The sequence below is a fragment of the Pseudomonas sp. A125 genome (genome assembly GCF_055409485.1).
In genome coordinates this window covers 22,163-33,489 of record NZ_JBUZVP010000045.1, presented here as the reverse complement: position 1 = coordinate 33,489, position 11,327 = coordinate 22,163, and the positions used below count along the sequence as shown (strand labels likewise).

General features: G+C 62.6%; 10 protein-coding genes. 7 read left to right on the top strand and 3 right to left on the bottom strand.

Going from position 1 to position 11,327, the window contains the following annotated elements; translation table 11 throughout:
- Positions 1-133: 133 nt before the first annotated feature.
- The 3 genes from sodC to ACZRN6_RS34270 form a co-directional block, all read right to left on the bottom strand.
- On the bottom strand, positions 134-655 hold the full coding sequence (gene sodC, locus ACZRN6_RS34280) for a superoxide dismutase [Cu-Zn] SodC (protein ID WP_464009874.1): 522 nt from the start codon (positions 653-655) through the stop codon (positions 134-136).
- A gap of 116 nt (positions 656-771) precedes the next feature.
- Positions 772-1,224, bottom strand: coding sequence for a winged helix-turn-helix domain-containing protein (locus ACZRN6_RS34275; protein WP_322146068.1), 453 nt, complete (start codon positions 1,222-1,224; stop codon positions 772-774).
- 72 nt (positions 1,225-1,296) lie between these two features.
- The gene (locus tag ACZRN6_RS34270; RefSeq protein ID WP_464009873.1) at positions 1,297-4,515 is read right to left on the bottom strand and encodes a type III effector HrpK domain-containing protein; all 3,219 of its coding nucleotides are present in this window, start codon (positions 4,513-4,515) and stop codon (positions 1,297-1,299) included.
- Between the two features lie 563 nt (positions 4,516-5,078).
- Between ACZRN6_RS34270 and ACZRN6_RS34265 the strand changes: the two genes are divergently transcribed.
- The 7 genes from ACZRN6_RS34265 to ACZRN6_RS34235 all read left to right on the top strand — a co-directional run bounded on the left by ACZRN6_RS34265 (position 5,079) and on the right by ACZRN6_RS34235 (position 10,776).
- A complete protein-coding gene (locus ACZRN6_RS34265) occupies positions 5,079-5,240 on the top strand; it encodes a hypothetical protein (RefSeq protein ID WP_003207273.1) in 162 nt (53 codons plus the stop codon).
- Between the two features lie 115 nt (positions 5,241-5,355).
- Entirely contained in the window at positions 5,356-6,249 is an 894-nt protein-coding gene (locus ACZRN6_RS34260; protein ID WP_322146066.1) for a SctD/MshK family protein, read from the top strand.
- A 28-nt stretch (positions 6,250-6,277) separates the two neighbouring features.
- Positions 6,278-6,634 carry a hypothetical protein gene (locus tag ACZRN6_RS34255; RefSeq protein WP_322146065.1) on the top strand — a complete coding sequence of 119 codons (357 nt, stop codon included), beginning with the start codon at positions 6,278-6,280 and terminating at the stop codon, positions 6,632-6,634.
- Positions 6,634-6,969: a tetratricopeptide repeat protein gene (locus ACZRN6_RS34250; protein ID WP_464009872.1), complete on the top strand. Its 336-nt coding sequence runs from the start codon at positions 6,634-6,636 to the stop codon at positions 6,967-6,969. Before ACZRN6_RS34255 ends, ACZRN6_RS34250 begins: the two co-directional genes overlap by 1 nt.
- Positions 6,966-9,104: a type III secretion system export apparatus subunit SctV gene (gene sctV / locus ACZRN6_RS34245; RefSeq protein ID WP_464009871.1), complete on the top strand. Its 2,139-nt coding sequence runs from the start codon at positions 6,966-6,968 to the stop codon at positions 9,102-9,104. The genes ACZRN6_RS34250 and sctV overlap by 4 nt, the downstream gene beginning before the upstream one ends.
- On the top strand, positions 9,101-10,381 hold the full coding sequence (locus tag ACZRN6_RS34240; RefSeq protein ID WP_464009870.1) for a type II and III secretion system protein family protein: 1,281 nt from the start codon (positions 9,101-9,103) through the stop codon (positions 10,379-10,381). Before sctV ends, ACZRN6_RS34240 begins: the two co-directional genes overlap by 4 nt.
- Positions 10,382-10,395: 14 nt before the next feature.
- Positions 10,396-10,776 (top strand): hypothetical protein, encoded by a 381-nt coding sequence (locus ACZRN6_RS34235; protein ID WP_464009869.1) that lies wholly within the window; start codon positions 10,396-10,398, stop codon positions 10,774-10,776.
- Positions 10,777-11,327: the final 551 nt, after the last annotated feature.

Genomic DNA, 11,327 nt, shown 5'->3' with positions numbered 1-11,327 from the left:
ACACCGAGCCTAAGCGAGGTGCCGAGTGGTGGGGCAAGAGCCTTTTGGTTACTTTTGGGCTCCTTTCAAAAGTGACCCGCCGTAAGGGCGGAACCCATCGAAGCCGTTACCCAAATACCGGATACGCCCCGATTCAGATCACCCCACAAGCCACGCGCTCACCACCACCACCCAATGGCTTGGGCATGTCCGAATGATTATCCCCGCCAGCGTGAATCATCAACGCATGCCCCTGAATCTGCGCAATCGTCTTCAACCGCGGCGCCAATACCGGGTTGGTCGAAGTCCCGTCCATATTCACATACAGCGCCGGCAAATCCCCCAAATGCCCCTCGGCATACGGTCCCAAATGCTTACCCGTCTTCTGCGGGTCAAAATGCCCACCCGCCGCCAACGCGGCCACCTTCACACCATCCTTCACTCCCGCGTCACAGCTGCCGTTCTCATGGATATGAAACCCATGCACGCCCATCGGCAGGGACTTCAAATCAGGTGTAAAAATCAGGCCATAGGCGGACTCACTGATAGTCACCGTACCCACAGGCTGCGGCGCGCCATCGGCACTGACGAGGTTGACCGGAACTTGCAAGGAGGCCGCCTGAGCGGTGCCAATGGCGAGAAGGCTTGCCAAACTGAGCCAGTGAATACGATTCATGAGGGGTTTCCCGAAAAGTTGATAAAAGTGAGCAGTCTCGGGAAATACAACGACCAGCCCAGCCAAATAATTCCGTTGGAAAAAACATATTTTTCCAACGGAATAATCCCCACGGTTCAGCTGTTAAGCGTCTCCTGCCGCGCACTGTGCACCGGCGTTACTTCGCTGCCCAAACACCGGCGACAGCTATAAACCCCCAACACCAGCGGTTTTTTCTGCGCCTGGCGCTCAACCCAGGTCGGCGCGACAAACCGATACCCCTGGCCCGTCGCCGTCGCGATATACACCGAATCATCATCCCCCAACGCCCGGCGAATCGCCTTGATCTGCGCCCGCAGGTTGCATTCCTCCACCACCAACCGTGGCCAGGCGATATCCAGCAGTTGGGTTTTCTCCAGCAGCTCTCCGGGTCGCGAGGCGAGGGCAATCAACAAGGTCAGGGCTCTGTTGCCCAAGCTCACGGGTTCACCGTTTTTAAGCAGCAGATGACGCCTGGGCAGCAGTCGATAAGGACCAAAGTGAATTTCAAAAGCGCTGTCTTCAAGGTGGCTGCGTTGTGAATACGTCATGTGATTAACCTGTGTGCATGTTCAAGACACAGCCCCGCGCGGCTCCCTTTCGCGCAAGGCTGCAAGGGAGGCTCAGGTGTTGATCGCCGGGATCGGGTCTTCCGGATAGTCGCCCGGTTCCGTCGGGCCGCCGGTCAAGCCATATTGCTTGAGCACCGGCGCAAGCTGGCCGTAGAACGCGTCCTGCGCCTTGCCATGGGCATCGGCCAGGGCGAAGGGCAGGAAGGCGCTCCCGATGCCGCCGAGGATCGCCGTGGCGCCGCCGAGGATGCCGCTGATGGTCCCGGCCACCGCGCCGATTTCCGTGGCACCGTACAGACCGGCCCCGGCTTCCACCAACCCCGCCACTGCCGCGCCCGTGCCGAGTACGCCGGTGGCGACGGAGAAACTGCCGGTCAAGTAGTCGCCTTTTTTCAACGAGTCGACGCCGCCAATCACCCCGATCACGCCGCCAATGATCCCGCCTGCCGAGCCGATAATCTTGCCCGCCGCGCCGAGGTTGGCGATTTGCTGCGGACTCAGCGGGCCCTTGCCCACCGGCACCTTGCCGGGGAAGTCACCGATGGTGCCGCCGTCCGGGCGGTTGACCCAGGTGATGCCGTACCCCGCTTCCTTGGCGTATTTGGTACCACCTTCCATCAATAGGCCGGCAAATTGCAGCCCGGCGGATACCCGGTTCGCGTCCGCCACCGGCGTGTTGCTGCCGCTGGCCGAGCGGGCCATCAGTACACCGCTCATCAGTACCGCGCTGCCGATGTGCAACAGGCCTTGCTTGAACGCCGGGCTCACGTCGCCGAACTTCATGCCTTCGATGGCCTTGGGCAGCGCGTCGGCAATCTTGTCGCCCTGGCGCCCGATGTCCCACACCGAGCGCAGCATCGACACCACCTGCGCCGGGTCGATCTTGCCGCCGTCGGAGGTGACGAACATCTGCGGGTCTTTCTGCTGGGCGTCGTTGATTGCGGCAGTCACCTTGGCTTCGTCGAAGTTGCCCTTGCCGTCGCCCAGGGTGATGTTCAGGGTGTCGGTGGTGGCGCCCCCGAGCAACGCATCGCCCAGGGCTTCGTTGAAATTCACCTGCAAGGTGGCCGCATCATCCGCTGAGGCTTTGTCGCCGAGGAAGGCCTGGGCCGAGGCGGTGCTGGCAGCGAAGCTGCTGGCGGCCACGGTCGGGTCCATGCCTGCGGCCACCGCGTCGGTGAAGGCTTTGCCGGTCACCAGCTCGGTCTTGTAGTACTGCTGGATGTTGTCGCTTTGCCCGGCCTTGTCCGCGATCCCGGTCAGTTCCACATGGCCGTTGCCGCCCAGCGCCAGGTTGGCGATGGTCGTGTCGTTGGCAGCGTTTTGCAGGCCCACGCCCATGTCGACCTGCTTGCCGTCCTGGTCCTTGGCGTTGAGGTTGTCGTTGAGGTTCTTGCCGGTCTCGATGTCGCTGGCGTAGTAGTTCTGCATCGCGACTTTCAGGGTCGGGTTGCTGTCGACGATGTCGGCCAGTGCCGGGCCACGATTGTTTTGCAGGAAGCCTTGTACGTCCGGGTCGGCCGAGAGGGTTTCGATGCCGCTTTGCAGCTGCGCCTTGATCTTGTCTTCGTTGGGGTTGAGGCCGTAGTTGGGCGAGGTGTACTTGTCCATCAGGCCGGAGTGGGGCACATAGTCGCTCACCAGCAGGCGGGTTTGCGCATCGGTGAGTTGCACCAGCACTGCGGCTTTCTGTTCGCCGCTGTAGTTCTGCGGGTTGGCCAGGATGTCGGCGGTCAGGCCCGAGGTGTCTATGCCTGCGACGGCATCGCGGGTGGCGGCGCCATCGAGGAAGGTCAGGGTGTCGCTGTCGGTTTTCGGCGCCTGTTTTTCCAGCCAGGCGCCGATGTTGTCGCGGGTGCCGATACCGTCCGACTTGCCGGTGGCCGGGTTGTCGCCGCCGGTTTCCAGGGCATGGAACATCCCGGGTTTGGACCACATGGCCGCCGCGCCGGTCAGTTCAGTACTCAGCGCCGAATCGCTGCCCAACGCTTCCAGGTTGTCGGTGCGCAGCATGCCGTCGTTGCTGCGCTGGTTGGCGTCACCCGGGCGCATCGCCGAACCGGCGCCGGCGGCCAGGCTTTCGTTGGCCATCAGGATCGCCGCCGACTTGGCGTTGGCCTTGGCCAAATCGCCGGGGTGGCTGCCGAGGAAACTGCCATAGGATTTCGATGCGGCGCCGAGGTCCTTGCCGGCGTTGTCGATGAAGTGGTCGACATCCGAATGGGTGATCACGTTGTCAGCCTTGCCGCGCCCGCCGGTGTCCAGCGCGGCCATCAGGCTCGGGCTGCTGGCCACGTACTTGAGCACGGCCTGAGCTTCGGGCGGCAGGGTAGTGGGCGGGTTGGCGAAGTCGATCGGCGCGCCGTGCAGGCCCCAGGCGTCCCAGTTTTGCGAGAGCAGTTGCGCAGCCGCCTTGGGGCGGTTCAGGTCCAGCTCTTCCTTGGTGGGGGTGCCGCTGGTGTTGCCGGTGATGGTGTCCCAGGCCTTGGCGCCAGACACGCCGAACGACGAGGTGTCGATCCACGAGGTGTCCGAGGCGCCCGCAGCGCCGGTGCTGCCGGCATACAGCTTGGCCACCTGGTCGTACAGCGCCGGGGTGATGTCCTGGGACACGATCACCTTGTCGCCTGCGGCGGTGGTATAGCGAATCAACCCCGGCCCGACTTCCTCGGGCGGGCCGATGTTCGCCGCCGGGTCCATGGTTTCCGTGGGGCCGGCCAGGCGATAGCCCTCGGCCTGGCTGGCGTTGATCGCGAAAAGCTTGGCCGAGTCGCCGCTGACCTGAGCGAACAGCGCGGGCGTCTGCTTCTGGCTGACCACAATTTTATCGCCGGCGTTGGTCTCGTAGCGGATCAGCCCCGGGCCCAGTTCCGTGGTGCTGCCGAGCCCCTTGTAGTTGCCCAACCCGGGCGCCACGGTGCTGGCGTCAGCCTCCTTGTAGCCAGCGCTTTTACTGGCGGCCAGGTTCTTTTCAAGGGTCGCATCGCTTTGCTGCGCGTTGTACTGGTTCACCAATTGCTCAAACAGCCTGGGGTTGTCGATCTGCTTGAGCGTCACCGGTTTATCGCTGCCCAGCGGGGTGTAGGTGATGCTGTTGTCCACCGGTGCCTGCACGTTCTGGTACGGCAGCGGGATGGACGGCCCGCGGATTTTCGAGGGGTCGAATACCGGCCGGTCGACGGCGGTGAACAGGGCTTTTTCGAACGTGCTCCGGGAGCCTGCCGGGCCCTTGTTATCAGCAGGGTCAAGGCCATTCGGGATCGCAGTCATAGATCACCTGGTAGTTGTTTTATATAAATCGATCTTTAGTGCAAGTGCACTAACTGAGGCGGATGAAAGTTGCGAAGTGTTATTGGACGCGTCCGCGCCGAGCTATAAAACGCGATGATCAAGTCGGTTTTGTTACAAATGGCAATATCTGCAAAGTTGGGCAAATGGCTATTAGTTAAAAGTGTGAAGTTGTCGGATTATTTTTCAAATAATGTTGAGTGGTCGAGGGTTTTGCGTGGAGCTAAACCGCCTCAAAGGGCTCGGGGTGGTTCCTCTTACAGGGAGAAGCCCCCGTAATCATTGGGCTCTGTCGTGTATCTGTTTTTCAATAAAAGTTCAACGGCCCTCCGTTGATGAGATTTTCTCAACGGCGCGTTGAGCCGGTTTTTTCACAGCACCGGCCGTGAACGTTTCACAAGCTTTCACAGCGAAGGCGTTTTATTCGTGAGTAGTATGGCCGCCATGCAAACCGACGGCTGCATTGCCAACTCACTGTCTGACGCTGGGAGTTTGGTTCGGTTTGCATGCTGCTTAACTTCCCTATCGATGCAAGGAGATTGAACATGGCTACTACTCCACCAGTAAGTGCAGGCGGCGCCGACGACGCTATCGCGAAGATGGAAGCAACTTTCAACATGGCTATCGAGAAGTCGGCCAAGATCACCGAGATCAGCACCGCGAAAAAAGCAGAGCTCGACGCTACCAAACAGCGTCCGCAGAACTGATTCGCCATACGGGCAGCGCCGGCGCTGCCCGTATACCTGCCTTACCCCGTTGCACCGTTGTTGATCGGCACAGGTGTGGTTGCGACCTGTGATTCTCAAGGGGGCAAACCCAACCATGACAGCCTTGATTTCCCTGGGCCTGCCCGCCGCGAACGGCGTGCCGACCCTGCTTGTGACCCACGGTTTGCACCAGGGCAGTTCCCTGATGCTCGACCAACCGGTCTATACCCTTGGCGCCGCTTCGGCCGCCGACCTTCTGCTCTGCGATCCCGGGATCGCCGAGTTGCACCTGCGCCTGCGTTTTGAAGGTGCCCAGGTGGCCGTCGAAGCCCTCGGCGGTGATGTGCTGATCACCGGCACTGCGGGTGATATCCGCATTCCCCAAGGCAGCGGCCATCGCGCGCGGCTGCCGCTGCAACTGCGCATCGGTACGGCGGGTGTCAGCCTGGCGCTGCCGGGAAGCCCTGAAAAACCGCCTGTGGCGACGCGCACGTTCACGCCCTGGATCATCGCCACCGCCTTGCTGTTTGTGTGCGCCGGCGCCTTGGCGTTTCGCACCGATCCACCGCAAGCCCAGGCCGTCCTGCCGGTCGCCGAAAAAACCGTGGCCAAGCCTTCCCGCGCCGAGGCCAAGGCCTGGTTCGAAGCGCAATTGCAGGCCGCCCACCTGGACGCTGTGAAGGTCGATGATGTCGACGGCCAGCTCAACGCCACCGGCTCGTTCGAGCGGGCACAAAAGCCCCAGTGGGTCGCCCTGCAACAAGCCTTCGACCAGCGTTATGGCCAGCAGATCGTCCTCAACCCTCGGGTCGCAGTGCGCGCGGATGCGGCCCGGCCACGGGTGCGCTTTCAAGCGGTGTGGTTCGGCGTCAATCCCTACGTGATCAACGACAGCGGCAAGCGCCTTTACCCCGGCGCTGCCCTGGCCGACAACTGGGTGCTGGAACGCATCGAGAACAACCAGGTGATCCTCGCCCGTGGCGAAGAGCGCTTCACCTTCACTTTATGACGCTGCTTTTTTCAGCTAAGGCCCCGGGATGAAAGTCGAACCCCGTCCGTTGGTTCCAAGTGACGTGCGCAGCGCGCCGGTCGAGGCGATTCGCCCGGTCAATTCGCGCCAGGCCACCGCCTTCGAAGCGCTGCTCAAAACCCGCAAGGTCCAGTCCCGCCGCTCCCTGCGCAGTGACCTGGAAGAGCTCACCAGCGCCGCCGGCGTCGATTCGCTGCTGTTTGGCAGCGCACGGTCCCTGGAGCTGCTGGAACACGTGATGCAGCACCTGTTGCCGAACCTCGACGCCGAACCGGAAATCAAGGCACTGGCCCACGACCTGATCAGCGAGGAAATCGAGATGCGCCGCACCCTCGAACAACAACGCTCGGAGGTCCAGGCCTGATGCCCCGGGATAACGACGACGCAGTGCAACTGCTCAAGGGCATCGGCGAGCTGTACCGGCGCAATGGCCAGTCCCAGCGTGCGCTGGTAATGCTGCTGATTGCCGTGAGCGTGGCGCCCAACGACGGCCTGTTGCTGCGCTCGCTGGTGCTGGCGTTCACCGACAGCGGTGACGCCACCCGCGCACTGTCGGCCCTGGACCGCCTGGTGGCGCTGGAAGGCGAGTCTACCAGCCTGTTGCTGCTGCGCGCCCGGGCGCTGTGGTACGGCGAGCGCAAGGACGAAGCGCGCCAGTGCTTCAAACGCTACCTGGCTGCACGGAGAGTGGCGCCATGAACCTGCTCAATCGCCTGAACGGCATCGCGCGCATGGCCGCCCAGCGCACCGACGTGATCATCGTCGCGTTCATGCTGATGGCCATCGTGATGATGATCATCCCGCTGCCCACCTACCTGGTGGATATGCTGATTGGCCTGAACATCGCCCTGAGCATCCTGATCCTGATCGTCGCTTTTTATATCGGCCACTCGGTGGAATTCTCCGCGCTGCCGCCGCTGATTCTGCTCAGTACCCTGTTTCGCCTGTCGCTGTCCATCACCACCACCCGCTTGATTCTGCTGCACGGCGACGCCGGCCATATCGTCAAGGCCTTCGGTGACTTTGTGATTGCCGGCCAGGTGGTGGTGGGCATGGTGGTGTTCCTGATCATTACCGTGGCGCAGTTTGTGGTGATCACCAAGGGCGCCGAACGGGTCGCGGAAGTGGCCGCGCGCTTCACCCTGGATGCGATGCCCGGCAAGCAAATGAGCATCGACAACGACCTGCGCAACGGCGATATCGACCAGGCCGAAGCCCGTCGCCGGCGTTCGCGCCTGGAGCGTGAGAGCCAGATGTTCGGCGCGATGGACGGGGCGATGAAGTTCGTCAAGGGCGATGCGATTGCCGGGTTGGTGATCCTTGCGGTCAACCTGCTGGGCGGCATGTTGATCGGCATGATCGAGCGCGACATGGCCTTCGGCGCGGCGGTGCACACCTACTCGCTGCTGACCGTGGGCGACGGTCTGATCGCGCAGATCCCGGCGCTGTTGATCTCTGTGGCAGCGGGCACCGTGGTTACGCGGGTCAACAGCGACGGCGAAGCGGGTGACCTTGGCAGCGAGATTCTCAAGCAGTTGGGCGCCAGTTACCGGGCCCTCGGGTTGACTGCATTGATCATGGTCGGTGTCAGCGTGATCCCGGGCTTTCCGACCTGGGTGTTCCTCGGTTTGTCATTGGTGTTCGGGGGGGCGGCTTTCGTGATGTACCGCCGCCATACCCGCGAAAACCAAGTGGAGCCTGAAGCGCTGATCGAGACGCTGGAACCGGTGGTCGAGGTGCAGGCCGAGCAGGAATACGGCGTGGCCCCTGACACTCGGGTATTGCTGACCCTCGGCAGCGCCCTGGCCCTCAGCGCACCGCGCCAGTTGCTGGGCCAGCGCATCGAAGCGCTGTGCCACGACCTGCGCAGCGACCTCGGCGTGGATGTGCCGGTGCCGGGCGTTCACATGGACGCCAAGGCCACGCCGGGCAGTTTTCGCGTGTCCCTGGAAGGTGTGCCGGTGAGTGAAGGCGAAATGCCGATCAACTGCCTGCTGTTGCAGGACGATCCGGTGCACGTGCAGTTGCTGGACATCGCCACGCTGCAAGCCGATTCACCGCTCAACGGCCGCGCCGCGCACTGGATCGAACGCCAGCACGAAGACGCGCTGCGCAGCGCCGGCATCGGCTTCCTGCTGCCGGATGAAGTATTGCGCGGCGTGCTGGAACGCAGCCTGCGCCGCTATGCCGCAGACTTTCTCGGGATCCAGGAAACCCGTCTGCTGCTCGAACGCACCGAGGCCACTTACGGCGAACTGGTCAAGGAAGCCCTGCGCCTGGTGCCGTTGCAGCGGGTGGCCGAGACCCTGCGCTTGCTGGTGGGCGAAGGCGTGTCGATCCGCAATCAACGGGCTCTGCTCGAAGCCATGGTGGAGTGGGGCGCCCGGGAAACCGATGCCGGCCGCCTGGCCGAACACCTGCGCGCAGCATTGGCGCGGCAGATCAGCCATCAGTACGCCGACCGCAACCGGGTGATTGGCGCGCTGGTGCTGGCGCCGGGTTTGGAAGACCAGTTGCGTGCGTCCCTGCGTCGCCAGGAACCCAGCCGCGAAGTGATTCCGGAAGAGGTCAACCGCGCCTTGCTCGCGCAATTGCGCCAGGCCTGCGACAAAACCACCGAGGCCAACAGCGCGGTATTGCTGGTGCACCCGGAACTGCGCCGCAGCCTGCGCCGCCTGGTGCTGCGCGGTGAGCTGGAGCTGGCCGTGTTGTCGTTTCGCGAGCTGGCCACTGAATACAACCTGCAAGCGCTGGTGACCATCAGCCTCACCGATATCTCCAACCGCCGCGCACCTGCCGCGGCTTCCGTCACTTCCCTGGCGTCTGCCTCATGATTCGTTTTTCTCTATTGTTGCTGGCGTTGGCGTCGTTTTTTTGCAGCGCCCAGGACATCGCCAACGGTGCCCAGGGTTCTATCAGCCTTGCATCCGGGGAAGGCCGGATCCTGCATTTTGTAGCGCCGGTGGAGTCGGTGCTGGTGGCCGAACCTGGGATTGCCGACCTGCAAGTGGTGTCGCCCGGCGTGATCTATATCTTCGGCAAGGCGCCGGGCAATACCAGCCTGATCGCCCTCGGCGCCGACGGCAAACAGCTCGCCGGCTTGACCCTGGCCGTGAGCAGCGCCACCCAGGCCGTGACCGCACCGATGCAAGCGTTGCACCCCGGCAGTGGCGCGCAGATCAGCGGGGCTGGCAACCGTTTGATCGCCAAGGGCACGGTGCACAGCGTGGGTGAAGCGACGGATTTGAATGCCTTGCTCAACCCCCAGGGCCAGGGTTTCCAAAGCACGGTCAACACCACTGAATATGCCGGTGCGGCCCAGGTCAATTTGCGTGTGCGGTTCGCTGAAGTGTCGCGCTCCGAGCTGTTGCATTACGGCGTGAACTGGAACGCGATGTTCAGCAACGGCACGTTTTCCTTCGGGCTGATTACCGGTGGGCCGCTGGCAGCAGCGACCGCAGGCGGATTGGCGGCAGCGGGCAGCGGTTCGGGCAACACCAACATCGACGGCATGCTCGACGCGTTGCAGGCCAACGGAATTCTGCAAATTCTGGCCGAGCCGAATATCACTGCCATGACCGGGCAAACCGCGAGCTTCCTGGCGGGCGGTGAAGTGGCGATTCCGGTGCCGGTGAATCGGGATTTGGTGGGGATCGAATACAAGTCGTTCGGCGTGTCGCTGCTGTTCAATCCGACGCTGCTGCCCAACGGCCGTATCGCCCTGCAAGTGCGGCCTGAGGTCAGCAGTGTGGTGAGCGGCGGTACGGTGGATTTCGGCAACTTTCATGTGCCGTCGTTCAGCGTGCGGCGCGCCGATACGCGGGTGGAAGTGGGCAGTGGGCAGACGTTTGCGATTGCCGGGCTGTTCCAGCGCGAGAGCAGCCAGGACATCGAGAAGCTGCCGTTATTGGGCGATTTGCCGATCCTGGGCAACCTGTTTCGCTCCAAGCGTTTTCAGCGCAATGAAACCGAGCTGGTGATTTTGATTACGCCGTACCTGGTGGAGCCGGTGCGCAGTCGCACGCTGGCCACACCGTTGGATGCGCAGCCTGCGACCGCTGCAGCGGCGGGGCCGCGCAGTGGCGGGGCGTTTGGTTTCTACATGAATTGATGAGGGGGCATGGCATGAAAGTTTCGCGTTTGTTGATGTGTTTGCCCCTGTTGGTGGTGGGCTGCAAGACGCATTTGGCGCCGGTGTATTACTCGCCGCAATATCAGGCGGACGGGTTGCCGAGCCAGTGCCAGCAGCCGCCGGCCAAGGACGAGGTCGGGTTGGATGAGGATTTCAAGGCGACCTTGCCGTTGGGCTGTGCCAACAATCTGAATTTGATGCAGATGGTGGAGCAGCGCCAGGATTTGAATCAGGGGCGGGCGACCGGGCCGGCGATGGCGGCACCGGTTGGGCGGGCGGCGCAGGTGTATATCGAGGGGTTTGACCGGGAGCAGTTGCAGCGGCGCCAGGCTCAACAAGAGGCCAAGGCTGGCGCTCCGGGAGGTGAGCAATGACCCCCTGGGCATATTCCCCCTGTGGGAGCTGGCTTGCCTGCGATAGCGGTATTCCTGGCCCAGCAGATCTGTCTGCCACACCACAATCCAACTGTGGGAGCTGGCTTGCCTGCCATAGCGGCATTCCAGGCCCAGCAGATCTGTCTGCCACACCACGATCCAACTGTGGGAGCTGGCTTGCCTGCGATAGCGATATTCCAGGCCCAGTAGATCTGTCTGCCACACCATCATCCAACTGTGGGAGCTGGCTTGCCTGCGATAGCGATATTCCAGGCCCAGTAGATCTGTCTGCCACACCATCATCCAACTGTGGGTGCGGGCTTGCTCGCGATAGCGGTCTGGCAGGCGACCGGGATTTTGAAGCTTACCGTGTATATATCCATTCCTGCGGTAACGGCTTCTTATGGTTCCGCTCTTACAGCGGGTCACTTTTGGCAAACGCCCCAAAAGTAACCAAAAGGTCTTTGCCCCACCACTCGGTGCCTCGCTTAGGCTCGGCATGCCCGCACTCCGGCACGGTTCCGCGGGCCGCCGCGACGGGCCATCCATGG